Source organism: Yersinia enterocolitica (assembly GCA_002082245.2).
Taxonomy (GTDB): domain Bacteria; phylum Pseudomonadota; class Gammaproteobacteria; order Enterobacterales; family Enterobacteriaceae; genus Yersinia; species Yersinia enterocolitica_E.
Window position 1 is genome coordinate 1,802,954 of the sequence record NBTC02000002.1, and the last position, 25,720, is coordinate 1,828,673.

Genomic DNA, 25,720 nt, shown 5'->3' on the forward strand with positions numbered 1-25,720 from the left:
CACATCTTATGGTCCAAGGATAACTATGGCTGTATCTTCATTTTTCCCCCAAGACAGCAACAGCAAACGCCTACTGATAGCTTTTGTGGTTACCACTCTGTTTATGGTGGTGGAAGCCATTGGTGGCTGGCTATCGGGTTCGCTGGCATTATTGGCGGATGCCGGACATATGCTGACAGACTCGGCCGCATTATTCATCGCATTGATGGCAGTTCATTTCTCGCAGCGAAAACCTGACTCTCGCCATACCTTTGGTTATTTGCGCCTGACCACACTGGCGGCGTTCGTCAACGCGGCGGCATTATTGTTGATTGTGGTATTGATAGTCTGGGAAGCGGTACGGCGTTTCTTTTCTCCCCATGAAGTGATGGGGATGCCGATGTTATTCATCGCCATCGCCGGATTATGTGCGAATATTTTCTGCTTCTGGATACTGCATCGTGGCGAGGAAGAAAAGAATATCAATGTGCGCGCCGCAGCCTTACATGTGCTGGGAGATCTATTAGGTTCCGTTGGGGCGATAGTGGCTGCAGTGGTCATTCTGACTACCGGCTGGACACCTATTGATCCGATATTGTCGGTATTGGTCTCAGTGTTGGTGCTCCGCAGCGCCTGGCGGCTGCTGAAAGAGAGTTTTCACGAACTGTTAGAGGGCGCGCCGCAAGAGATTGATATCACCAAATTGCGCAAAGACTTATGTGCCAGCATATATGAAGTGAGGGACGTTCATCATGTTCACTTATGGCAAGTTGGCGAAAAACGGCTAATGACGCTGCATGTGCAAGTGATCCCTCCGAGGGATAACGATGAATTATTGCATCGTATCCAGCACCATTTACTGCATCACTACAATATTGGGCATGCCACCATTCAAATGGAATATCAGCATTGTGCCGCACCCGATTGTGGCATTAATCAGACCGCCAGTAACGACGCGCACCATTACCACCCTCACTGAGGGCAAACAGGCCACTGTTTCAACGGAGATAAGCCCGATAAAACAGTGGCCTGACTTAGCCGCTAGTGACTCTGAGTTGATAACGGACGTGAATGATTTCTTGCCGCGCTCTTCATCCACAACCAAGAGCCATTCAGGGCAATCAGTGTCAGTATCACGTATTCCAGAGCCATCGCATAAACCCCCTGATAGGCGAAAATCGCTACACTGATGACATCAATCACCACCCAAATCAGCCAGTTCTCAACATATTTGCGTGTCATCAGGATCATCGCCACAATTGATAACACCATCATGGTGGAATCCCAGAATGGGAATGCATCAGGTTGCAGTTCAGGCATTTGCACATTAGCGCCCAAACGCTGCATCACCACCACTGCGGCACGGGTCAACCCGGCAAAAACAGTATCAATATGCAAGGTCATTAAAGCGATACCAGCCACGCACACTGCGCCCCAAATCAATGCTTTCGGCAATGATAACCAGCGAATTTTCAATTCAGCTTGATTATCAGACGTTTGCTTACTCCAGGCATACCAGCCATAGATATTAGCGACGAAGAAGAACAACTGTAATAGCAGGCTGGCATAGAGCTGAATCTGGAAAAAGATTACCGCAAATAACGTCACGTTAATCAGGCCAAACAAATAGTTAATTATCTTCTCTTTGCTGGCAAACCAAATACAGAGTAATCCAAACAGGGTACCAATCGCCTCTATCCATGAAAGGTCATACCCCCCCGCACCCAGCGGAATATGCACCAATATATTGCTTGTACTGAGGAAATCCATCTGGCAATCCTTTTATTGGGGAGAAATAATAAGTATTGAGGTCAATCGGTGTCATTTACGACTTAGGCATTGCCTTTGACCTGTAACTTCAACTGGTTGGCAAAATCCAACATCCGATTCAGCGGTATCAGCGCCTGCTGACGCAATTCTTCATCGACATGTATCTCATGCATTACACCTCCCTGCTCCAGCCCCTCAGCAATCGCTCTGAGACCATTCATTGCCATCCACGGACAGTGAGCGCATGTTCTGCACGTCGCACCTTCACCCGCCGTCGGGGCTTCGAATAATTCTTTATCTGGGCACGCCTGCTGCATTTTGTAAAAAATGCCACGGTCAGTCGCCACAATAAGTTTTTGCTGTGGCAACGTTTTTGCAGCCTGAATCAGTTGGCTAGTCGAGCCGACAGCATCAGCCATATCAACCACGGCCTGGGGTGATTCCGGGTGAACTAACACCGCAGCATCAGGATGCAGTACTTTCATGCGAGCCAGTGCCTGAGTTTTAAACTCGTCATGGACGATACAGGCCCCCTGCCAGCACAATACATCGGCCCCGCTCTTCTTCTGCACATAATTGCCCAAGTGGCGATCCGGCGCCCAGATAATTTTCTCACCCAAGCTATCGAGATGCTCAATAAGCTCAACCGCAATACTGGAGGTCACTACCCAATCAGCTCGGGCCTTAACCGCCGCAGAGGTATTGGCATACACCACTACGGTGCGGTCTGGATGACTATCACAAAATGCGGCAAATTCATCCGCCGGGCAGCCTAAATCCAGTGAACACTCTGCATTCAGGGTTGGCATCAACACTTGCTTCTCAGGGTTCAAGATTTTGGCCGTCTCTCCCATGAAACGCACGCCGGCGACCAGTAATGTCGATGCCGGATGGTTATTACCAAATCGTGCCATTTCAAGGGAATCGGCGACGCAACCGCCGGTTTCTTCGGCTAAAGCTTGGATTTCGGGATCAGTATAATAGTGAGCGACTAACACTGCATCGCGCTGCTTCAGCAGTGTTTTGATCTTCTCACGGTAAAAGGCTTTTTCCTCTTCATCCAAAAGGACAGGCCGTGGAGGAAATGGATAAATAGCCGCATTTACATCAAAAGTTTCACTCATCGCTCACATCTCTGTTGCCAGTTATTCCAGAGTCAGCAAACGTTGCTGGCTGCCAGTAAGACTTCATTTGTTTTTTATCCTAAACAAAATACCCAATATCCAGCTAAAAGTCGCCCAAAATTGTCTGATAATGGTGAAAATGTTTAATGGAGTTAAAAATGAGATGGAAAAGTGAGATACAGATGGAATGTCAGAGAATTATAGGGGGAACTTTGGGACACTGAGATTAGCAGTATATGTAACATTGCAGGGAAAAGGTATCACTGGGGGGTATAATGGTAGGTTGTGCGGGATTACTTGACATAATGGTGGGTCGTGCGGGATTACTCGTCCTGCGGACTCGCCCTTCGGGTCAACGCTACGCGTTGCTGTCTCGCTTCGCTCGGCTCGAACCTTTACGGCTCTCATCCCTACGATTTGATACCCTAATAACTCTGCATAATGGTGGGTCGTGCGGGATTCGAACCTGCGACCAATTGATTAAAAGTCAACTGCTCTACCAACTGAGCTAACGACCCATTATGTGTACTACTAATGACAATTCAGTGCCTGTCGTGCGGGATTACTTGACATAATGGTGGGTCGTGCGGGATTCGAACCTGCGACCAATTGATTAAAAGTCAACTGCTCTACCAACTGAGCTAACGACCCATTATGTGTACTACTAATGACAATTCAGTGCCTGTCGTGCGGGATTACTCGTCCTGCGGACTCGCCCTTCGGGTCAACGCTAAAGCGTTGCTGTCTCGCTTCGCTCGAACCTTTAACCAATTGATTAAAAGTCAACTGCTCTACCAACTGAGCTAACGACCCATTATGTATGCTACTAATGACAATTTAGTGCCTGTCGTGCGGGATTACTCGCACTTCGGGTACTTTTTAGTACAAAACAGGAAGAAAAATCTTTGCGCTGATTTCAACTTCTTACATTCAAACCGGCGTGCGGGGAGAATGGTGGGTCGTGCGGGATTCGAACCTGCGACCAATTGATTAAAAGTCAACTGCTCTACCAACTGAGCTAACGACCCGCTGTAATGCGGTACTGCTTAACATAGTGGTGGTCGTGCGGGATTACTCGTCCTGCGGACTCGCCCTTCGGGTCAACGCTACGCGTTGCTGTCTCGCTTCGCTCGGCTCGAACCTTTACGGCTCTCATCCCTACGATTTGATACCCTAATAACTCTGCATAATGGTGGGTCGTGCGGGATTCGAACCTGCGACCAATTGATTAAAAGTCAACTGCTCTACCAACTGAGCTAACGACCCATTATGTGCATTGCTTACTATAATTTCCTGCTGCTTTAACGTTTTACAAGTTGTCTTGGCAACGGCGGCATATATTACTAATTTCTCTTCACAGTGCAACTTAAATTTCTGTTGAAGCGTTTAACTGCTTGTTCTTCGCTCGCCAAAGTCCAGAAATTAGTCAATATGACCAATTCCTGGACTCGAAAATGGCTAAAGAGCAGATAAACGTTTCTGTGCCTGTTTAGCAGCATCAGTATTAGGATATTGCTTGATCACTTGTTGATAAACCGCCTTCGCTTTATCGCTTTGGCCTTTATCCTGCATGATCACCCCAACTTTAAACATCGCTTCTGAACTTTTTGGAGACTTTGGATAATTTTTTACTACAACAGCATAATAATATGCAGCGTCGTCTTTCTTACCTTTGTTGTAATACAACTGCCCTAACCAATAGTTGGCATTAGGCTGGTAAGTCGACTTTGGATACTGTTTCACAAAACCTTGGAAAGCAGTGATCGCTTGATCGAATTGCTTTTTCTCAAGAGCCAAAGAAACGGCTGCATTATAATCGCTGTTTTCATCACCAGTACTTGCTGCAGGTGCCGCTGTAGCAGCCGCTGCGCCTGCGGCAGCAGTAGCGGAACTTCCAGCCGCAGAATTATCTGTCGCAGCACCAGTAGCCGCAGAAGCTGAACCCTGCGCCCCCTGACCACCGCTCAGACTCTCCATCTGCTGGTAGATCTGTTTTTGCCGCTCAACAATTTGATTGAGCTGGTACTGATTTTCTTGGATCTGACCGCGTAAACTATCTACATCGCGTTGCGAATCGGATAGCTGTTGCTGAAGTTGAGTTAATAGTTGGCTGTGAGCGTTGGAAATACGCTCAAGTTGAGTGACCCGATCTTCTACCGAGCCGGAGCCGACATTACTGATTGGCGCTTGGGCAGTAGCGGCCCATGGGACCGCTACGCCAACCAGTAACGACAGACCCACTAAGTGACGTCTGAAGTTACTGTTCATGCGATTCTCTTAGTAAACCAGAACTGCACGACGGTTTTTAGCAAACGCTGCTTCGTCATGGCCCAGTACTGCTGGTTTCTCTTTACCGTAAGAAACGATAGAGATCTGGTCAGCCGAAACGCCTTTACCTTGCAGATACATTTTCACAGCATTTGCACGACGCTCGCCCAACGCGATGTTGTATTCTGGCGTACCGCGTTCATCCGCGTGGCCTTCAACAACAACTTTGTAAGATGGGTTGCTACGCAGGAATGCAGCATGTGCATCCAGCATTTGAGCGAAGTCAGAACCGATATCGTATTTATCGAAACCGAAGTAAACGATATTGTTCTTTTGCAGTTCTTGCATCTGAAGACGAGCTTGCTCTTCTGAAGACAAGTTGCTGCCATTTTCTGTACCAGTGCCAGCGCCCATGCCAGATTGGTCATTATTTGCGCTTTTGTTAGAACTACACGCAGCGATTGCCAGAACTGGCAAAGCCAACATTAGCCCTTTTAGCACTTTGTTCAGTTGCATCTCTTTGATCCTTTTATAGTTTGCCATACATACGTATTTACACATGCATCACAGATACGGCGACCAGGCAGGAAATTTGACCTGTCCATCAGTTGCCGGAAGACGCGCTTTGAAACGCCCATCAGTCGAGACCAGCTGTAACACAGCTCCCAGCCCTTGTGTCGAGCTATAGATAACCATGGTGCCGTTAGGCGCGATACTAGGCGTTTCATCCAGGAACGTGTCCGTTAATACTTGAACGGCTCCCGTTTCTAGATCCTGTTTGGCGATGTGTTGTGCCCCACCATTAGAACTAACCAATGCCAGGAACTTACCATCAGGACTCACATCTGCGTTCTGGTTCTGAGAACCTTCCCACGTGATTCGCTGTGGTGCACCACCATTAATATTCACTTTATACACTTGTGGACGACCGCCCTGATCCGAGGTATAGGCCAGATTCTGGCTATCCGGGAACCAGCTTGGTTCAGTGTTATTGCTACGACCATCAGTAACCTGGCTGATTTGACCAGACCCTAAGTCCATAACATACAAGTTCAAACTACCGCTTTTAGATAACGCGAAAGCCAGTTTAGTCCCGTCCGGTGAGAAAGAAGGCGCACCGTTATGACGAGGGAATGAAGCCACTTGTCTGATTGCACCATTAGCCAGCGTCTGAATAACCAGTGCTGACTTACCACTCTCGAAAGTGACATAAGCAATTTTGCTACCATCTGAAGACCAGGCTGGTGACATCAAAGGTTCTGGCGAACGGTGAACGACAAACTGGTTGTAGCCGTCGTAATCAGAAACCCGCAATTCGTGTGGGAATTTGCCTCCGTTGGTTTGCACAACATAAGCAATACGGGTACGGAAAGCACCTTTAATCCCAGTCAGCTTCTCAAATACTTCATCACTGGCAGTATGCGCTGAATAACGTAACCATTGTTTAGTTACTTTATACTGATTTTGCGCTAAAACGCTACCGGCTGCACCAGAAGTATCGACTAACTGGTAAGAAACCACATAGCTACCATCAGCACTCGGTTGAACCTGACCAACAACAACAGCATCAATACCCAACGCAGTCCAGGCTGCTGGCGTTACTTCTGCCGCAGTTGAAGGCTGTTGTGGCATGCGAGCCGCATCAATTGGGTTAAATTTGCCGCTGTTACGTAAATCTGCGCCAACAATAGCACCGATCTCTTCAGGTGGTGTACCCGGCCCCATCCATTTAAACGGAACAACACCAATTGGACGAGCAGAGTCTACCCCTTGGGTAATCTCAATTCGAACTTCTGCATGTAACACAGAAGCCCACAAAACTAAAAAGCCTAGCGCAACTCGAAATGCCTGCTTCATCTTATCTCCCTTATCCGAGCGGGATGCCCGCGATAATTAGCAGAATTTTAACAAACCAACGCAAACAAAACTACATAATCCACGGTTGATCAACAAAGTTATACCCCTGTTAATCAACCTTTATTGAGGTTTAAATACAAGCGGAGCATTCTTAAACACTTCATAAACGTCCGAGCTTGGAGGCTTAGGAATCTTCGCTTGTTTTGCAGCAGCGATAGCAGCCTGGCACAGTGCCGGGTCACCCCCTTCTGCTTTAACATCAATTAATAGACCATCTGGTGCTAATTTAATTCGCAGATCACAGGTACGGCCTTTGTAAAGATCTGCATCATAAAATTTACTCTGGATCGCAGCGGTTATCTGGCCCAAATAGCCACTAACATCACCCGCTGATGCCCCGCTCTTCTTGCCACCACCTTTACCCGCAGCAGCAGCGCCCGCGCCGGCCCCACTTTTCGGTGCATTTTTGGAGTTAGCTAAACCACCAAATAAATCATCAACATCGGTTGTTGCCGCCGCTTCTGCAGCCGCTTTTTTCTTGGCATCAGCAGCAGCGGTTTTTTTAGCCTCTGCGGCCGCTTTTTTCTCAGCATCAGCCGCAGCTTTCTTCTCAGCGGCGGCAGTTGCTGCTTTCTCGGCAGCATCAGCCGCTTTCTTCGCCTCAGCATCAGCTTGTTTCTTCGCTGCTGCTGCTACAGCCGCCTCTTTTTTGGCTTCGGCTTCTGCTTTTTTCTGCGCGTCAGCTTGTGCTTTCACGATTTTATCAGCTTCTGCTTTTGCTTGTGCGGCTGCGGCCTCTGCCTGTTTCTGCTCTTCTTTCGCTTTTGCAGCAGCGGCAGCAGCAACTTTCTGTTGCTCAGCGGCCTCTTTTTGCTGCTCAGCGGCTTGTTTTTTCTGTTCTTCAGCCGCCTGCTTGGCATCTTCTTGCGCTTGCAGACGCTCTTTTTCCAATTCTTTCAGCCGTTGTTGCTCAGCAGCCTGCTTTTGCTGCAATTCTTCTGCTTGCTGATCGGCTTTTTTCTGGCGCTGTTGTTCTGCGCGTTTAGCGTCAGTCTGCTGTTGCTGCTGACGGTTATACTGTTCTGTTACTGCGCCCGGATCGACCATGACGGCGTCAATAACTTCGCCGCCAGCACCGCCGCCGCCCATTTCAGTCTTCTGCGTCAGAGAGCCCCAAATCAACAGGGCAATCAATATGATGTGCAGAACCACCGACACGATAACGGCGCGATTCAGCTTATCATTTTGCTCGGTTGCCTTACCCACGCTCGATTTCCACACTCGATGTCCGCATCTATTGCTAAAAAACGGAACTGCTAAAAACAAGGTATCTACTGGCTGGAGTGACTCTCAATCCAACCAATATCAACGCAAATTTATATCGGTTGAGTCATTAAGCCCACCGACGTCACACCCGCCTGATGCAGCATATTCAGAGCCTTGATAATTTCATCATAAGGCACCTCTTTAGCACCACCTATCAGGAACACAGTTTTCGGATTCGATTTCAATCTGGCCTGAGCCTCTGCCACAACTTGTTCTGAAGGCAGTTGCTCCATCCGCTGGTGATCTACCACCAACGAGTATTGCCCCACCCCTGACACTTCCACAATCACTGGTGGATTATCATCACTTGAGACGGTTTTTGAGTCCGTCGCGTCGGGCAAGTCCACCTCAACGCTTTGCGTAATGATCGGCGCGGTCGCCATAAAGATCAGCAATAGCACCAGCAACACGTCCAGTAAGGGAACAATGTTAATTTCAGACTTAAGCTCGCGACGTTTACGACCACGTACTCGCGCCATACAACCCCCTACTTATTTGCTCTCGGCGCTGGCAAAAGCCTGACGATGCAGAATAGCAATGAACTCTTCCATGAAGTTGTCATAGTTTTGTTCAAGTTTATTCACGCGCTGGTTCAGGCGGTTATAGGCCATAACAGCAGGGATCGCAGCGAACAGACCGATCGCGGTAGCAATCAGTGCTTCGGCAATACCTGGTGCGACCATTTGTAACGTCGCCTGCTTTACTGCACCCAGAGAAATAAAGGCATGCATAATCCCCCATACTGTACCAAACAGGCCAATATACGGGCTGATGGAACCAACAGTACCGAGGAATGGAATATGAGTTTCCAGAGCTTCTAATTCACGGTTCATTGAGATGCGCATCGCACGGGAGGCACCGTCAATCACCGCCTCTGGTGCATGGCTGTTTGCGCGATGTAAACGGGCAAACTCTTTAAATCCAGAATGGAAGATCTGCTCGGAGCCCCCGAGAGTCTCGCGACGAGCCTGGCTTTCCTGATACAAGCGAGACAGCTCAATACCGGACCAAAACTTATCTTCAAAGGCTTCTGCATCGCGGGTGGCAGCATTCAGAATACGCGTTCGTTGAATGATGATCGCCCATGAAGCAATAGAAAAGCCCATTAATACCAGCATGATAAGCTTAACGAATAGGCTTGCCTGCAGGAATAAATCCAGAATGTTCATGTCAGCCACTACTTAAACTCCGCGACAATAGACTTAGGAAGCGCTCTTGGCTTCATTTGGTGTGGATCGATACATGCGATCAATACTTCTGCACTACTCAGAAGATTGCCATGTGTGTCGAGAATTCGTTGAGCAAACGTGAGAGAAGCCCCACGCATTGCGGTAATTTCACTCTGTACTTCCAGCATATCATCAAGACGTGCCGGTGCCAGGTATTCTACCGTCATGCGGCGGACAGCGAAAGCGACATGCTCACTGAGCAATTGCTGCTGGTGAAAATTGCGTTGGCGCAACATTTCAGTGCGCGCCCTTTCATAAAAGGCAACGTAGCGTGCGTGGTATACCACGCCGCCAGCATCGGTGTCTTCAAAATAGACACGTACCGGCCATCGAAACAACGTATTACTCACTCTACTTCCCAGTAATGCAGTTAACGGACACACTATACTGAAGAGCGCTAAGCTTTGGAATCACTTGAGGGAATAGAACGAAAATAATTATGGGCCGAATGGCCCATAAGGATAGATTGTGTTCAGATTAGACGAAACGTGTACAGATTAGACAAAAAAGTAGAATAATCCCGCGCACAAGATCACAATTGCGGGAAGTGGTGAGAAAAAAGCACGCAACCATATCCGCTTAGGGCGAAAACCTACCCCATGAATCACACCGGTACAAACCGCCCACACGATAAACACCTCTTGCCAGACCTCAAGTGAACTGGTTGCCGCCGCAAAACGCGAAGGGTCCCAAAACACACAGAATGCCACAGCAAACGCGAGCACCAGTGAAAGGGCCCTGAACGGGCCCTTATCCAGTAAATCGTATAACTTATCAGACAACATCATCATTGCCATTATTAGCGGCTTTCGCTGCTGCATTGGCTTCACTCTGCTCCAGCGCCAGAGCAGTAATGATACCAAAGGAGCAGGCCAGAAGTGTCCCTAGAATCCAGGCAAAATACCACATGCTTTATGCTCCTTAGTACAGTGAGTGCTTATTGTTTTCGATAAAGTCTTTATCAATGCGCCCGAACATCTTGTAGTAACACCAACTGGTGTACAGCAGGATGATAGGAACAAAGATTATCGCAACAACGGTCATCACTTTCAGCGTCAACAGGCTAGAGGTGGCATCCCACATTGTCAGACTGACATTTGGTACCGTGCTTGATGGCATAACGAACGGGAACATAGTTACCCCGGCAGTCAGAATCACACAGGCAATAGTCAGTGATGAGAACAGGAAGGCCCAAGCCCCTTTTTCAAAGCGCGACAGCAAAATGGTGAACAGTGGCAGAATAACCCCAAGAGCAGGCAGCGCCCACAGGCTTGGGTACTTATTGAAGTTAATCAACCATGCACCCGCCTGATGTGCAACTTCTTTGCGCATCGGGTTAGATTCAGCCGCCGTATCCAAAGCTGAGGTTATAACGAAGCCATCAATACCTTTAACTAACCAGATACCGGCCAACAGGAAGGCCACACTCATCACCAACGCAGAGATCTGAGCCGCAGTACGGGAGCGCAGATGCAACTCACCACGGGTACGCATTTGCAGGTAAGTAGCACCTTGCGTTACCAGCATGGTCAAGCTGACAACACCCGCCAGTAACCCAAACGGATTCAGCAACTGGAAGAAGTTACCGGTGTAGAACAGGCGCATGTAGCTATCCATGTGGAACGGTACCCCTTGCAGCAAGTTACCGAATGCCACACCGAAGACTACCGCTGGCACGAAGCTACCAGCAAAAATGCCCCAGTCCCACATATTGCGCCAACGGTTATCTTCCACCTTAGAACGGTAATCAAAACCGACCGGACGGAAGAATAACGCAGCCAATACCAGAATCATCGCAATATAGAAGCCGGAGAATGCGGCTGCATACACCATTGGCCAGGCAGCAAACAGCGCCCCACCCGCAGTGATCAACCAAACCTGATTACCATCCCAGTGAGGGGCAATCGAGTTAATCATAATACGACGTTCTGTATCATTCTTACCGATGATACGCAGCAGGATACCGACACCCATATCGAAACCATCGGTTACTGCGAACCCAATCAGCAGCACACCGATCAGCAGCCACCAGATAAATCGTAATACTTCATAATCAAACATAAGTGGACTCCTGTTTACCGTGCTTCCTGCACTGGGGCAGTCGGCTGTTCAAAATGATAGCGGCCCGTTTTCAGGCTACTTGGCCCAAGGCGCGCGAATTTGAACATCAGGTACATTTCTGCCACCAGGAACAGCGTGTACAGACCACAGATCAACCCCATGGAGAATAGAATATCCCCAGCGGTGACTGACGAGTTTGCAATTGCTGTCGGCAGCACTTCACCGATAGCCCATGGCTGACGACCATATTCCGCCACAAACCAACCTGCTTCTACTGCAATCCACGGCAACGGAATACCAAACAATGCTGCGCGCAGTAACCATTTTTTCTCACCAATCCGGCCACGAACTACGTTATAGAAGGACAGACCGATAATCAGCAACATCAGGAAGCCACAGGCAACCATGATGCGGAAAGCGAAATACAGTGGCAGAACACGTGGGATTGAGTCTTTAGCCGCCAACTGAATTTGTTCTTCAGTCGCATCGGTAACGTTTTGGGTATAACGCTTCAGTAACAGACCGTAGCCCAGATCTTGTTTCGCCTTACTAAAGGCTTCACGCACCTCAGGGTCAGTGTTACCCGAACGTAATTTTTCTAGCAGACTGTAAGCATGAATACCATTACGGATACGGACTTCATGCTGAGACATCAAATCACGCAAGCCGATAACCGGTGTATCCAATGAACGGGTCGCTATTATCCCCAAGGCAAATGGAATCTGAACCGCAAATCGGTTCTCCATGGTTTCTTGATTCGGGATAGCAAACAGCGTAAAGGCTGCCGGAGGCGGTTGGGTTTCCCATTCAGCTTCAATTGCAGCCAATTTGGTTTTCTGCACATCGCCCATTTCGTAACCAGATTCATCACCCAGCACGATAACCGACAATACGGCAGCCAAGCCAAAGCTCGCCGCAATGGCAAAGGAACGCTTGGCAAACGGAATATCACGGCCTTTCAACAGATAGTAAGAACTGATACCCAGCACAAACATCGCGCCAGTCACATACCCTGCCGCTACAGTGTGAACGAATTTCACCTGTGCAACCGGGTTGAGAACCAGTTCAGAGAAGCTCAGCATTTCCATACGCATAGTTTCAAAGTTGAAATCAGATGCAATCGGGTTTTGCATCCAACCGTTGGCAACCAAGATCCACAACGCAGAGAAGTTAGAGCCTAATGCAACCAGCCAGGTTACAGCCAAATGCTGATGTTTACTCAGGCGATCCCATCCGAAGAAGAACAGACCGACGAAAGTAGACTCCAGGAAGAACGCCATCAAACCTTCAATTGCCAGAGGGGCACCGAAGATATCACCGACGTAATGTGAGAAATATGACCAGTTAGTCCCGAACTGGAACTCCATAGTCAAACCAGTAGCAACCCCCAGAGCAAAGTTAATAGCAAATAACTTGCCCCAGAATTTGGTCATATCTTTATAGATTTGTTTACCAGACAGCACATAAACCGATTCCATAATTGCCAACATAAACGCCATACCCAGCGTTAGTGGGACAAATAAGAAATGGTACATTGCCGTTAAGGCAAACTGTAACCGTGACAGTTCGACAATATCAAACATCTTGACTCCTTGCTCCTCGCAGGAAGACTCCGACTTGCGGCAACCGAGCCTCCGCTAACTAAATTGGAAGCCCTGAAATTACCCCGCAGTGAATGCCCAAAAAAACACAACAAAAATAACAATATCAACTACCCAGTATTACACCGCGGTAATAGTACGCTTCTAATCCCACACAATAAATAGGATTTTACGTGACCCAGCGTTGAGTTCTGGATACAGGTCAACAAACAGGCCATTTGCCCATCCCGCCGTAGTTTGATCTAGAACAATTTAAGCTCATATGAACATTATTGCTATATTCAAAACTTGATTTAGAACAATTAATTCTTTTTCATGTTAATTAAAAGTTTGATTGTTTTTATATAACCCCAATCTGTTAATGAAATGTAATTTTATGGTTTCTCTAATGCTTTATTACTGCGTTATTATGCGATCCAGATTAACGTTTAAATTTATTACACTCAGAGAGAGTTAAATCACAATTCCGAGTTTTATATAAATATATTAGTCTAACTTGAGGGAAGCGTTCGCAAGTGTTGCCATTTTGTTGCATGATGAAATGCTATTTCTTGATAAAATATTGAATCCTCTACAATGAAAAAAATAGCGCTCACCACATTACTCTGTGTCAGTACCACTTCCATCGCCGCGCAACAAGTTGATATCACTATTTTAGGCACCTCTGATTTACATGGTACTTTTGTGCCGTGGGACTATGCCAGTGACAGTGAAAACTTAGCCGGTAGCCTGAGCCAGATAGCCACGAAAGTGCAAAAAATACGGGCTGAACAGCCGAATGTGATTCTGGTCGATGCCGGTGATACCCTTCAGGGCAACTTTGTTGAAACCTTTAAAAATGAGCCGATCAGCCCGATGATTCTCGGCTTCAATGCCTTAAAATATGATGCCTGGGTGATGGGCAACCACGAATTTGATTTTGGCCTGAAAGCCCTTTCCACTTCACTAAAACAATTTGATGGCACGGCACTGGCGGGGAATATCTTCTGGGATTCAGGTAAACCTTACCTCCCCTCTTATAAAATCATCGAACGTCAGGGGGTGAAAATCGGCATTATTGGCATGGATACCCCAATGACTGCGGAGTTTGCACAAGGCACCGACCGTATCAATGGCATTCATTTCACCGATCCAGTACAAGAAGTGAAAAAGGTTATTCAGCAAATCCAGCCACAAGTAGATGCCATCGTGCTGGTTGCCCATATGGGAGTCGATAATGAGAATCAGCGCCCTGGTACCGGGGTTGGCGATATCGCCAAGGCCAATCCAGAGCTGGCAGCCATTGTCGCAGGTCATATGCATGTGAAGATTGATAAAGCAGTGGTTAACGGTGTCATTATCACTGAACCAGATAAGTATGGCCGCGCGCTCTCCCGCATTGATCTGAAATTTGAGCAGCGTGAGGGTAAATATCATCTGGTGGATAAAGACAGCTATACCTACCCGATCAAGGGAGTCGAGTCTGATAAAAAGCTGGAAGCGATTTACCAGCCTTATCATGATATTTTGCGCGCCAATGCTAATCGGGTGATTGCAACCTTGAGCGGCAGTAATCTGGTACCGGCCGATGAGATTAAAGGTATTCCTCAGGTTCATATTCAGGATACCGGTATCAGCGCGTTGTATCAGGAGGCGGCACATTATTATGCTCCTCAGGCGCAGGTTATTGCCTTACAGATTGATAACGACCATCCTAAACTGGATGTCGGTGATATCACCGCTAAAGACATTGCATTTAACTATCAATATGCCGGCGGTGAAATCACCGTTTATGCTCTGACCGGTAAAGCGTTAAAACAGTACATGGAGTGGTCGGCTGATTACTTTAATCAGGTTAAAGCGGGTGATGTCACCTACAGTTTTAATCCACAACGTCGCGCTTCAAAATATTCGACCAATGACTTCTTCGATGGTGTGACCTACACCATCGATTTGCGTAAACCAGCAGGTTCGCGCATCACCGACCTACGCCTCAATGACGGCACGCCTGTTACCGATAGCACTCCTATTCATCTGGGAATGAACAGTTACCGGATGGGGCATTTGACGCAAAAAGGTGGCGCATTGGAAGGACAGAAATTCCAAGTGTTATCAGACAGTAAAGCACAATACGGTGAGGAAGACGGCACAATACGTAATCTGACCATTCGCTATTTGACTGATATTAAGGCCGGGAAGTATGAGGGTAAAGTTCAGCAGCGCTGGCATTTAATCGGGTTGGAAGGTTTTGACAAACAGCAGAAGATTGTCAAACAGTTGATTAATAGTGGCAAAATTGCAGTACCAGCAACAGCAGATGGTCGCTACACCAATATTGCGTCAATTAACGTCAAAGATAAGTTGTTTAAGGATAGAGCCAGTTATGATGCTGCATTGGCTACGTTGCAGCAACAAACTACCAGTGCCAGCACTGAGCAGGCTAAGCAACAAGCGCAAACAGATATTATCTTAATCACCGCCCTGAATACGTTCTGATTAGCCACAAAAAAGGCCACCGCAAGGTGGCCTCTATCTTGAGTTAGTTATCAAACTAACATCGTATCTAATGGCTTACTGCGGTAACACGGCTTTAACGGCATTGCCGATTTCAGCCAGACTACGGACTGTTTTCACACCGGCAGCTTCCAGCGCCGCGAACTTATCATCCGCAGTTCCTTTACCACCCGCAATGATGGCGCCTGCGTGGCCCATACGCTTACCTTTTGGTGCAGTTACACCGGCGATGTAACCCACAACAGGTTTGGTCACGTGATCTTTAATATAAGCAGCGGCTTCTTCTTCAGCGTTACCACCAATTTCACCGATCATCACAATAACTTCAGTCTGCGGGTCTTCCTGGAACAACTTCAGAATATCAATGAAGTTAGAACCTGGGATCGGGTCGCCACCGATGCCAACACAAGTGGACTGACCGAAACCGATATCCGTGGTTTGTTTTACCGCTTCATAGGTCAAAGTACCGGAACGAGAAACAATACCCACTTTGCCCGGTAAATGAATGTGGCCCGGCATGATGCCAATCTTACATTCACCTGGGGTGATAACACCTGGGCAGTTCGGACCGATCATCCGTGCATCAGACTGTTCTAATCTGACTTTTACTACCAGCATATCCAGTGTTGGGATGCCTTCAGTAATACAGATGATCAGTTTGATACCGGCATCAATAGCTTCCAGAATGGAGTCTTTACAGAACGGCGCTGGCACGTAGATAACAGATGCCGTAGCACCGGTAGTTTCTACTGCTTCACGTACGGTATTGAATACTGGTAGGCCCAGATGCTGGGTGCCGCCTTTACCTGGCGTTACGCCGCCAACCATTTTTGTACCATAGGCAATAGCTTGTTCGGAGTGGAAAGTCCCTTGGCTACCGGTAAAACCCTGGCAAATAACTTTGGTGTTTTTATCAATTAAAATAGACATTATTTAGCCCCCACTGCCGCTACAACTTGCTGAGCCGCATCTGTCAGGCTGGTCGCAGCAATGATATTCAAACCGCTGTCTGCCAATTTTTTGGCACCCAGTTCAGCGTTATTTCCTTCCAGACGAACCACCACTGGCACGTTTACGCCCACTTCTTCAACCGCACCAATGATGCCGTCAGCGATCAGGTCACAGCGCACAATGCCGCCGAAAATGTTAACCAGAACCGCTTTCACTTTGTCATCAGACAGAATGATTTTGAATGCTTCAGTCACACGCTCTTTGGTTGCACCACCGCCAACATCGAGGAAGTTAGCCGGTTCACCACCGTGAAGTTTCACGATGTCCATGGTTCCCATTGCCAAACCGGCACCGTTAACCATGCAACCAATGTTGCCATCCAACGCCACGTAGTTCAGTTCCCACTGCGCCGCATCAGCTTCACGTTTATCTTCCTGCGACTTATCACGCATTTCACGCAGTTCTGGTTGACGGAACAAGGCGTTACCATCAGCACCCAGCTTGCCATCCAGACAGATCAGATCGCCCTGTTTGGTAATCACCAGCGGGTTGATCTCAACCATCGCCAAGTCACGTTCCAAGAACAATGTTGCCAGGCCCATAAAGATCTTGGTGAACTGAGTGACTTGCTTACCGGTCAGGCCCAGTTTAAAGGCTAACTCGCGGCCCTGATAAGGCTGCGGCCCCGTCAACGGATCCAATGCGATTTTGTGGATCAGTTCAGGCGTTTCTTCGGCAACTTTCTCAATTTCAACACCGCCTTCAGTGGATGCCATAAACACCACGCGACGGGAGCTACGGTCAATAACCGCGCCCAGATACAGCTCTTTATCGATATCAGTCGCAGCTTCAACCAGAATTTGGTGAACCGGCTGACCGTGGGCATCTGTCTGGTAGGTCACCAAGTTTTTACCCAACCACTGTTCAGCGAAAGCACGAATATCTTCTTTGCTGTTAACCAGTTTCACGCCGCCCGCTTTACCGCGACCACCCGCATGCACCTGACATTTAACCACCCACGGGCCAGCACCGATTTTAGATGCGGCTTCTTCTGCTTCACGCGGTGTAGTACAAGCGTAGCCAGTTGGCGCTGGCATGCCATACCGAGCAAACAGTTGTTTTGCCTGATATTCGTGTAAATTCATGATGTTCTATCCATATAAGGTCTGAGATGGGCCGAAGCCTACTAGGTAGCCTGATTGCACGGAGGCAGGTTAATCAACACCTTGCAATCAGACTGACCTTGTCATTTATCTTTTTTATACGTCGAGCAGTAAGCGAGCTGGATCTTCCAGCATCTCTTTCACCGTCACCAGATAACCCACGGACTCGCGGCCATCAATCAAACGGTGATCGTAGGACAGTGCCAAATACATCATTGGCAGAATCACTACCTGACCATTTACCGCCATTGGCCGGTCTTTGATAGCATGCATACCAAGGATCGCGCTTTGTGGTGGGTTAATGATCGGAGTCGACATCAGGGAGCCGAATACGCCGCCATTGGTAATAGTGAAATTACCGCCAGTCAGCTCTTCTACTTTCAGTTTGCCGTCACGGCCTTTTACAGCCAGTTCTTTGATTTTCTTCTCGATATCAGCCATACCCAGGGTATCTACATCACGCAACACTGGCGTCACCAGACCGCGCGGGGTAGAAACCGCAATACTGACATCAAAGTAGTTGTGATAGACCACATCTTCGCCATCAATAGAAGCATTCACTTCAGGATAACGTTTCAAAGCTTCAACTACCGCTTTGATATAGAAGGACATAAAGCCAAGACGAACACCGTGGCGCTTCTCGAAAGCTTCACCGTACTGCTTACGCAGGTCCATGATCGGCTTCATATTGATTTCGTTAAACGTGGTCAGCATTGCTGTACTGTTTTTCGCTTCCAACAAACGCTCAGCAACACGTTTACGCAAGCGGGTCATAGGTACGCGTTTTTCGCTACGGCTAGCCAGTGCCGCAGGTGCGGCGGCGGCTACTTTGGTCTCAGCCACTGCCGGTGCCGTTTTACGGTTTGCCAAATGACTATCGACATCTTCACGGGTAATACGGCCACCCACGCCGCTGCCTTTAATGGCAGTAGCATCAAGGTCATGTTCTGCAATCAGACGGCGAATTGCCGGGCTGAGAGTATCGTTACTCTCTTCTTCCAGGCTAGCGGTCTGGCGCTGCGCCGGAGTGGACTCAGTGCTTTGACTTTTTTCTTCCGTCGGCTTACCTGAACTGTCACTTGGACGAATACGGCCCAGTACCTGACGTGAGGTCACAGTCGCGCCTTCGTCTTCCAAAATGGCGTCTAAAATACCGTCCTGACTGGCCGGAACTTCCAGAATCACTTTGTCCGTTTCAATCTCAACCAGCACTTCATCGCGTTTAACGCTGTCGCCCGGTTTCTTGTGCCAAGTTGCTACAGAGCCATCAGCGACAGACTCAGGGAGGTCAGGAACATTAATATCTACGCTACTCATTCTCTATCCTTTATATGTTAACCGGCTCGCTACTCGACGGTAAGCGCGTCATTAACCAGAGCTTGTTGTTGTTTCTGGTGTACGGAAATGTATCCAACTGCCGGTGAAGCTGATGCAGGGCGACCGGCATAACGCAAGGAAGCACCAAATGGAATCACTTCGCGGAAGTTGTGCTGGCTACAATACCAGGCACCCTGGTTCAGCGGCTCTTCCTGGCACCAGACGAAATCATGCACATGAGCGAACTGTTCCAACACCGCTTGTACAGCATGATGCGGGAACGGATAAAGCTGCTCAATACGCACGATAGCAACATCGGTTTGCCCATTCTTACGGCGTTGTTCCAGCAGGTCGTAATACACTTTGCCTGAACACATAACGACACGTTTGACGCCTTTCGCATCCAGCTCGTCAACTTCACCAATCGCTGGTAAGAAGCTGCCATTTGCCAATTCATCAAGCGATGATATGGCCAACGGATGACGCAACAATGACTTAGGTGACATTACCACCAGCGGGCGACGCATACCACGTAATGCCTGACGACGGATCATGTGGTAAACCTGCGCCGGCGTAGAGGGGATACACACCTGCATATTTTGTTCGGCACAAAGTTGCAGATAACGCTCCAGTCGTGCGGATGAGTGCTCTGGACCCTGCCCTTCATAACCATGTGGCAGCAACATCACCAGGCCACACATCCGGCCCCATTTCTGCTCACCGGAGCTGATGAACTGGTCGATAACCACTTGCGCACCGTTGGCAAAGTCACCAAACTGCGCTTCCCAGATAGTCAGGGTGCGTGGTTCTGCGGTGGCATAGCCATATTCAAATGCTAACACCGCTTCTTCTGACAGCACGGAGTCCCAAACCTGGAAGTCACCCTGCCCACTGTGTACGTTCGCCAGCGGCACATAAACCGAGCCATTTTTCTGGTTATGGATCACCGCATGACGATGGAAGAAGGTACCGCGACCCGCGTCTTCACCGGACAAACGAATCGGAATCCCTTCATCTACCAGCGTTGCGTAAGCCAGTGTTTCAGCCCCACCCCAGTCAAACGGCTTCTCACCACTTGCCATCAAAGCACGATCGCCATAAATCTTGGCAACACGGGATTGCATTTCAATGGCTTCCGGCGCATGGCTGATGCGACGCGCCAGATCTTGCAGGCGTTTCATCTCAACTTTGCTTGGATATTCTTCGTCCCACTCATGGTTCAGATACGGCGACCAGGTGAAGGATTGCAGATTCATCGGACGCCACTCTTCCACCACACAGTCACCACCATCCAGCGCATCACGATACAGGTTGACCATTTCCGTGGCATCTTCCAGGCTGGCGATATTTTGCTCGGTCAGCTTGTCAGCATAAATCTTGCGCGGCGTCGGGTGTTTTTTGATCTTCTGATACATCACGGGCTGCGTTGCACTTGGCTCATCGGCTTCGTTATGCCCATGGCGGCGATAGCAAACCAGATCGATCATCACGTCACGTTTAAAGGTGTTACGGAAATCCAACGCCAGACGGGTAACAAACGCCACAGCTTCAGGATCATCAGCATTCACGTGGAAAATCGGAGCCTGTACCATTTTGGCGATATCGGTACAGTACTGGGTAGAACGCGCATCCAGTGGGTTCGAGGTAGTGAAACCAATCTGGTTGTTGATAACAATGCGCACCGTCCCGCCCACTTCATAGCCACGTGCCTGTGACATATTCAGTGTTTCTTGCACCACGCCCTGGCCGGTAATCGCCGCATCACCATGAATAGTGATTGGCAGAACCATATTGCTGCGTGCTTCATCCAGACGATCACGGCGTGCACGTACCGAACCGATAACCACCGGGCTGACAATTTCCAGATGGGATGGGTTAAAGGCCAGTGCCAGGTGAACCAGGCCACCTTCAGTTTCCACATCGGATGAGAAGCCTTGGTGATATTTAACGTCACCGGTCCCCAGATGCTCTTTATGCTTACCGGCAAATTCGTCAAACAAATCTTCCGGCTTCTTACCCAAAACGTTGATCAATACGTTGAGGCGGCCACGGTGAGCCATCCCCAGAACCACTTCACGGGTACCATTTTTCCCCGCATGGCGAATCATCTCTTTCAGCATGGTGACCAGCGAATCGCCGCCCTCCAGCGAGAAACGCTTCGCGCCCGGGAATTTAGCCCCTAAATAACGTTCCAGACCTTCAGCGGCAGTCAATTCGCTCAGGAAGCGACGTTTTTCTTCATCACTGAATGTCGGTTTCCCAACCACCGACTCAATACGCTGCTGAAGCCAGCGTTTTTCTTCGGTGTTGGTAATGTGCATGTATTCAGCGCCGATAGAGCCGCAATAGGTCTGTTTCAGTGCTGCATACAGGTCAGACAACTTCATGGTTTCTTTGCCAATAGCAAAAGAACCCACATTGAAGGTGTTTTGGAAATCGGCTTCGGTCAGGTGGTGGTAGGAAGGTTCAAGGTCTGGAACAGACTCCTGCTTCCACAAACCGAGTGGATCAAGGTTGGCATGTTGATGACCACGGAAGCGGAAGGCGTTGATTAACTGCAACACCTTAACTTGCTTGGCATCATTTTCAGGATCGCTGATGGATGAGTTATAACGAGAGGAATCCTTCGCCAAGCGACGGAAATACTCACGTGTTTGAGAGTGGAACTGATCAGGTTTTACACCCGTTGTTGGTAGCTGTTGAAAAATTGAACGCCAACTATCATCAACGGAACCAGGATCGGTTAAAAAGTCTTCATAGAGCTGCTCTATGTAGGACTGGTTCGCGCCCGCCAGATAGGAGGAATCCAGCCAGGCCTTCATTGCGCCGTTCTGCATCATGATCCCTTAAGCTTTGAAGCTTCAGTTTTCGCCGTGGTTAACATATACACCGTAGTATCAACGGTTTGCCGTAAAAACGGTTCACTCGACATGCTCAATGCACGTTCTGTTATGGACCTTAACGGTCCCGTTCAAGGAACCTCTAAAAACTGACTGCATGCCGGCTTTTAGAGATTCCCTACCTTGAAGCAACCCGGGAAATACATTCCCCGGGTTAATAAACTCACATCATGCACTACGTTGCAACTATCATTCGCTACCCTGTAGCTATACATGCGCTACGCTGTAACTATCATGCGCTACGCTGTAACAACATAGACTTAATGTGACCAATTGCTTTGGTCGGGTTAAGGCCTTTAGGACAAACACTGACACAATTCATGATGCTATGGCAGCGGAAAACACTAAAAGCGTCGTCCAGGTCATCCAACCGTGCTGCTGTTTCGGTATCACGGCTGTCAATCAGGAAGCGATAAGCAGCCAGTAACCCTGCCGGGCCGACAAACTTATCTGGATTCCACCAGAATGACGGACAAGATGTCGAGCAACAGGCGCACAGGATGCATTCATACAAACCATCCAGTTTTTCGCGCTGTTCCGGGGATTGCAAATGCTCACGTGCCGGCGGATTTTTGCCATCATTCAACAGGTAAGGTTTAATTTTCTCGTACTGAGTATAAAACTGCCCCATATCGACCACTAAATCCCGCACCACCGGTAACCCCGGCAATGGGCGAATCACAATCTTTTTATTACCCTTTTGCAATGCCGAGACTGGCGTAATACAAGCCAGACCGTTTTTGCCATTCATATTCAAACCGTCTGAACCACACACACCTTCACGGCATGAACGGCGAAACGACAGGGTAGGATCTTTTTCTTTCAACTGGATGAGCGCATCCAGCAACATCATATCCCGGCCTTCTTCCGCTTCCAGCTCATAATCCTGCATGTGCGGCGCGTTATCGATGTCCGGGTTATAACGATAAATTGAGAACTCAAGTTTCATGACCTTTTCCTCCGCAACGGGTTAGGTTTAACCCTATCAACACAACACATGCATTAATAAGAACGCACTTTCGGCGGGAATGCCGCGCGTAGCTTAGGCTGCATGTTTACCTCACGGCGGGTCATGCTCTCAGTGTCTGGCAAATAGAGCGAATGGCACAGCCAGTTAGCATCATCACGGTCCGGGAAGTCGAAGCGGCTATGAGCACCACGACTTTCGGTACGGAAGTTTGCTGATACGGCGGTGGAAAACGCAGTTTCCATCAGGTTATCCAATTCCAGACATTCAATACGCTGGGTATTGAACTCGCTGGAAGTGTCATCCAGACGGGCATTTTGCAGACGTTCGCGGATAGTTCTTAACTCTTCCAATCCTTTCGCCATCGCATCACCTTCGCGGAATACCGAGAAGTTATGCTGCATGCAAGATTGCAGTGCTTTGCGGATCTCAACGGGATCTTCACCTGAACGGGTGTTGTTCCAACGGTTCATTCGTTCCAGTGAGGCTTCAATATCTGATTCGCTGGCATCGCGGCTAGCACCCTGCTCCAGTAATGACTCTTGCAGATGCATACCGGCAGCACGACCAAACACCACCAGGTCCAGCAATGAGTTGCCCCCCAGGCGGTTGGCACCGTGGACGGAAACACAGGCGATTTCACCGACCGCAAACAAACCAGGGATGACAACATCTTCACCCTTTTCATTTACTGTAATTGCCTGGCCGGTCACTTTGGTCGGAATACCGCCCATCATGTAATGACAGGTTGGAATAACCGGAATAGGCTCTTTGATTGGGTCAACATGAGCAAAGGTGCGAGATAACTCAAGGATGCCCGGCAGGCGGGATTCCAGCACATCTTTACCCAAGTGATCTAATTTCAGTTTGGCATGTGGGCCCCAAGGACCATCACAGCCACGACCTTCACGGATTTCAATCATAATGGAACGTGCAACCACGTCACGACCCGCCAAATCTTTGGCGTTCGGGGCATAACGTTCCATAAAGCGTTCACCGTGCTTATTCAGCAGATAGCCACCTTCACCACGGCAACCCTCGGTAACCAGCACCCCTGCCCCAGCGATACCCGTCGGGTGGAACTGCCACATTTCCATATCCTGCACCGGTACACCGGCACGCAGTGCCATCCCCACGCCGTCACCGGTATTAATGTGCGCATTGGTGGTTGATTGATAGATACGACCCGCACCACCGGTGGCCAGCACCGTGGCCCGCGCTTTGAAATAGACCACTTCACCGGTTTCAATACAGATAGCAGTACAGCCAACGAAGGCGCCATCCTGATTTTTCACCAGATCCAGTGCATACCACTCAGAGAAGATAGTGGTGTGGTTTTTCAGGTTTTGCTGATAAAGGGTGTGTAATAGCGCATGGCCGGTACGGTCTGCGGCTGCCGCAGTTCGCGCCGCCTGCTCACCACCAAAGTTGCGCGATTGCCCACCAAATGGCCGCTGATAAATGCTGCCATCTTCTAAACGGGAGAAAGGTAACCCCATATGTTCCAGTTCGAGTACCGCTTCTGGACCGGTTTTACACATATATTCAATGGCATCCTGGTCACCGATATAATCGGAACCTTTTACCGTGTCATACATATGCCATTCCCAGTTATCTTCATGGGTATTACCCAGCGCCACGGTAATACCGCCCTGCGCAGATACCGTATGGGAACGGGTAGGGAAAACTTTAGATATCAGGGCACAAGACAGCCCCATTTGTGAAATTTGCAGTGCGGCGCGCATACCTGCACCACCTGCACCGACGACGACAGCGTCAAACTCTCTGACCGGCAGTTTCATTTAAGCACCCCACACCACAATTGTTCCATACAATAGATAGACCAGCAGCGTAACCACAACGGCCAGTTGTAACACCAGTCGTACCGCTAGCGGCTTTATATAGTCCGTTAATACCTGCCACAGACCAATCCAAGCGTGAGCCAGAATCGACAGCAAGGTCAGCAGGGTAAATACTTTTGTGATGTGCGAGGCAAAAAAGCCGCGCCAGATTTCATAGGTGATGTCCGGGACAATAACGACGAAGCCCAGGATATAAAGAATATAAAGAGTGATGACGATTGCAGAAGCACGCAGTAACAGCCAGTCGTGTACTCCATTACGCCCTAACGCAGAAGCATTGCTTACCATACGAGGACTCCAGCTAAAACTGACAGCACCAAGGTTAACACCATTGTTACTTGTGCGGAGCGGGTCCCCGCAGCCAAGCTCTCTTCGATGTAGCCAAAATCCATAAGCAAGTGACGGATGCCACCGCAAACGTGATAGGCCAGCGCAGTAAGTATTCCCCAGAAGATGAATTTAACAATAAAACTATTCATGACAGCCGCTGCTTGCATGAATCCCTCTTGCGAGGAAACAGACAAACCTAACAGCCAAAGGAGGATACCAACGGCAACGAAAGTAATTACGCCAGAGACTCGGTGTAAAATGGACGCTATCGCAGTAACGGGAAATCGAATCGTTTGCAGATCCAAGTTGACAGGTCTTTGTTTTTTCACGGTTTTGCCCACACAGCTCTTATTATTTTCCTTCCTCCGGGCCTTGTTGGGATCAGACAGCGTTAAGAGCCGAAACCCTTCACATCGCACATTTAAACATAACATCCTGCATGCCTAAATGACGTGTTCTATATAACGCTGGGTGCTCCTACTTCAGGGTAATCCGGAGACCTGGCGGCAGTATAGGGGGTTC

General features: G+C 48.8%; 23 protein-coding genes, 4 tRNA genes and 3 other RNA genes. 2 read left to right on the top strand and 28 right to left on the bottom strand.

Annotation, left to right across the window (positions count from 1 at the left end; genetic code table 11):
- The first annotated feature begins 25 nt into the window (after nt 1–25).
- Nucleotides 26–958 carry a zinc transporter ZitB gene (locus A6J66_009680; protein PNM24438.1) on the top strand — a complete coding sequence of 311 codons (933 nt, stop codon included), beginning with the start codon at nt 26–28 and terminating at the stop codon, nt 956–958.
- 62 nt (nt 959–1,020) lie between these two features.
- Here A6J66_009680 and A6J66_009685 read toward each other — a convergent pair whose 3' ends face one another.
- The 20 genes from A6J66_009685 to A6J66_009780 all read right to left on the bottom strand — a co-directional run bounded on the left by A6J66_009685 (nt 1,021) and on the right by A6J66_009780 (nt 13,197).
- A complete protein-coding gene (locus A6J66_009685; protein PNM24439.1) occupies nt 1,021–1,749 on the bottom strand; it encodes a nicotinamide riboside transporter PnuC in 729 nt (242 codons plus the stop codon).
- A gap of 62 nt (nt 1,750–1,811) precedes the next feature.
- Nucleotides 1,812–2,873, bottom strand: a complete 1,062-nt coding sequence (locus A6J66_009690; GenBank protein PNM24440.1) for a quinolinate synthase NadA — start codon at nt 2,871–2,873, stop codon at nt 1,812–1,814.
- Between the two features lie 306 nt (nt 2,874–3,179).
- A non-coding RNA gene (locus tag A6J66_009695) (RtT sRNA) lies at nt 3,180–3,301 on the bottom strand.
- A gap of 14 nt (nt 3,302–3,315) precedes the next feature.
- Nucleotides 3,316–3,391 (bottom strand) — tRNA-Lys (locus A6J66_009700).
- Between the two features lie 57 nt (nt 3,392–3,448).
- Nucleotides 3,449–3,524: transfer RNA gene (locus A6J66_009705), tRNA-Lys, on the bottom strand.
- A 27-nt stretch (nt 3,525–3,551) separates the two neighbouring features.
- A non-coding RNA gene (locus tag A6J66_009710) (RtT sRNA) lies at nt 3,552–3,679 on the bottom strand.
- A 146-nt stretch (nt 3,680–3,825) separates the two neighbouring features.
- Nucleotides 3,826–3,901, bottom strand: a tRNA-Lys gene (locus A6J66_009715).
- A 24-nt stretch (nt 3,902–3,925) separates the two neighbouring features.
- Nucleotides 3,926–4,051, bottom strand: a non-coding RNA gene (locus A6J66_009720) — RtT sRNA.
- A 12-nt stretch (nt 4,052–4,063) separates the two neighbouring features.
- Nucleotides 4,064–4,139: transfer RNA gene (locus A6J66_009725), tRNA-Lys, on the bottom strand.
- 192 nt (nt 4,140–4,331) lie between these two features.
- On the bottom strand, nt 4,332–5,141 hold the full coding sequence (locus A6J66_009730; GenBank protein PNM24441.1) for a cell division protein CpoB: 810 nt from the start codon (nt 5,139–5,141) through the stop codon (nt 4,332–4,334).
- A 9-nt stretch (nt 5,142–5,150) separates the two neighbouring features.
- Nucleotides 5,151–5,657 carry a peptidoglycan-associated lipoprotein Pal gene (gene pal / locus A6J66_009735; GenBank protein PNM24442.1) on the bottom strand — a complete coding sequence of 169 codons (507 nt, stop codon included), beginning with the start codon at nt 5,655–5,657 and terminating at the stop codon, nt 5,151–5,153.
- A 48-nt stretch (nt 5,658–5,705) separates the two neighbouring features.
- On the bottom strand, nt 5,706–6,998 hold the full coding sequence (tolB, locus tag A6J66_009740) for a Tol-Pal system protein TolB (protein PNM24443.1): 1,293 nt from the start codon (nt 6,996–6,998) through the stop codon (nt 5,706–5,708).
- 120 nt (nt 6,999–7,118) lie between these two features.
- Nucleotides 7,119–8,279 (bottom strand): cell envelope integrity protein TolA, encoded by a 1,161-nt coding sequence (locus A6J66_009745; protein PNM24444.1) that lies wholly within the window; start codon nt 8,277–8,279, stop codon nt 7,119–7,121.
- 95 nt (nt 8,280–8,374) lie between these two features.
- On the bottom strand, nt 8,375–8,803 hold the full coding sequence (gene tolR, locus A6J66_009750) for a protein TolR (protein ID PNM24445.1): 429 nt from the start codon (nt 8,801–8,803) through the stop codon (nt 8,375–8,377).
- Between the two features lie 12 nt (nt 8,804–8,815).
- Complete coding sequence (gene tolQ, locus A6J66_009755) at nt 8,816–9,502, bottom strand: Tol-Pal system subunit TolQ (protein PNM24446.1); 687 nt, start codon at nt 9,500–9,502, stop codon at nt 8,816–8,818.
- Nucleotides 9,502–9,903 (bottom strand): tol-pal system-associated acyl-CoA thioesterase, encoded by a 402-nt coding sequence (ybgC, locus tag A6J66_009760; protein ID PNM24447.1) that lies wholly within the window; start codon nt 9,901–9,903, stop codon nt 9,502–9,504. Before ybgC ends, tolQ begins: the two co-directional genes overlap by 1 nt.
- A 147-nt stretch (nt 9,904–10,050) precedes the next feature.
- The gene (locus A6J66_009765; protein PNM24448.1) at nt 10,051–10,383 is read right to left on the bottom strand and encodes a cyd operon protein YbgE; all 333 of its coding nucleotides are present in this window, start codon (nt 10,381–10,383) and stop codon (nt 10,051–10,053) included.
- Complete coding sequence (locus tag A6J66_009770; protein PNM24449.1) at nt 10,328–10,462, bottom strand: cytochrome bd-I oxidase subunit CydX; 135 nt, start codon at nt 10,460–10,462, stop codon at nt 10,328–10,330. The genes A6J66_009765 and A6J66_009770 overlap by 56 nt, the downstream gene beginning before the upstream one ends.
- 12 nt (nt 10,463–10,474) lie before the next feature.
- Nucleotides 10,475–11,614: a cytochrome d ubiquinol oxidase subunit II gene (cydB, locus tag A6J66_009775; GenBank protein ID PNM24450.1), complete on the bottom strand. Its 1,140-nt coding sequence runs from the start codon at nt 11,612–11,614 to the stop codon at nt 10,475–10,477.
- A 14-nt stretch (nt 11,615–11,628) separates the two neighbouring features.
- Nucleotides 11,629–13,197: a cytochrome bd-I ubiquinol oxidase subunit I gene (locus tag A6J66_009780; protein PNM24451.1), complete on the bottom strand. Its 1,569-nt coding sequence runs from the start codon at nt 13,195–13,197 to the stop codon at nt 11,629–11,631.
- Nucleotides 13,198–13,791: 594 nt separating this feature from the next.
- Here A6J66_009780 and A6J66_009785 point away from each other — a divergent pair.
- Complete coding sequence (locus tag A6J66_009785; protein PNM24452.1) at nt 13,792–15,690, top strand: bifunctional metallophosphatase/5'-nucleotidase; 1,899 nt, start codon at nt 13,792–13,794, stop codon at nt 15,688–15,690.
- Between the two features lie 75 nt (nt 15,691–15,765).
- Here the strand turns inward: A6J66_009785 and A6J66_009790 are convergent, their stop codons facing one another.
- The 8 genes from A6J66_009790 to A6J66_009825 all read right to left on the bottom strand — a co-directional run bounded on the left by A6J66_009790 (nt 15,766) and on the right by A6J66_009825 (nt 25,539).
- Nucleotides 15,766–16,638 (bottom strand): succinate--CoA ligase subunit alpha, encoded by an 873-nt coding sequence (locus A6J66_009790; protein PNM24453.1) that lies wholly within the window; start codon nt 16,636–16,638, stop codon nt 15,766–15,768.
- Nucleotides 16,638–17,804 (bottom strand): ADP-forming succinate--CoA ligase subunit beta, encoded by a 1,167-nt coding sequence (locus A6J66_009795; protein PNM24454.1) that lies wholly within the window; start codon nt 17,802–17,804, stop codon nt 16,638–16,640. The genes A6J66_009790 and A6J66_009795 overlap by 1 nt, the downstream gene beginning before the upstream one ends.
- Before the next feature lie 114 nt (nt 17,805–17,918).
- Nucleotides 17,919–19,139: a dihydrolipoyllysine-residue succinyltransferase gene (locus A6J66_009800; GenBank protein PNM24455.1), complete on the bottom strand. Its 1,221-nt coding sequence runs from the start codon at nt 19,137–19,139 to the stop codon at nt 17,919–17,921.
- Between the two features lie 29 nt (nt 19,140–19,168).
- The gene (locus A6J66_009805) at nt 19,169–21,976 is read right to left on the bottom strand and encodes a 2-oxoglutarate dehydrogenase E1 component (protein PNM24456.1); all 2,808 of its coding nucleotides are present in this window, start codon (nt 21,974–21,976) and stop codon (nt 19,169–19,171) included.
- 295 nt (nt 21,977–22,271) lie between these two features.
- Entirely contained in the window at nt 22,272–22,988 is a 717-nt protein-coding gene (gene sdhB, locus A6J66_009810; protein ID PNM24457.1) for a succinate dehydrogenase iron-sulfur subunit, read from the bottom strand.
- Between the two features lie 53 nt (nt 22,989–23,041).
- The gene (locus A6J66_009815) at nt 23,042–24,808 is read right to left on the bottom strand and encodes a succinate dehydrogenase flavoprotein subunit (protein PNM24458.1); all 1,767 of its coding nucleotides are present in this window, start codon (nt 24,806–24,808) and stop codon (nt 23,042–23,044) included.
- Nucleotides 24,809–25,156 carry a succinate dehydrogenase, hydrophobic membrane anchor protein gene (sdhD, locus tag A6J66_009820; GenBank protein ID PNM24459.1) on the bottom strand — a complete coding sequence of 116 codons (348 nt, stop codon included), beginning with the start codon at nt 25,154–25,156 and terminating at the stop codon, nt 24,809–24,811.
- Entirely contained in the window at nt 25,150–25,539 is a 390-nt protein-coding gene (locus A6J66_009825; protein PNM26966.1) for a succinate dehydrogenase cytochrome b556 subunit, read from the bottom strand. The genes sdhD and A6J66_009825 overlap by 7 nt, the downstream gene beginning before the upstream one ends.
- Nucleotides 25,540–25,720 lie beyond the last annotated feature (181 nt).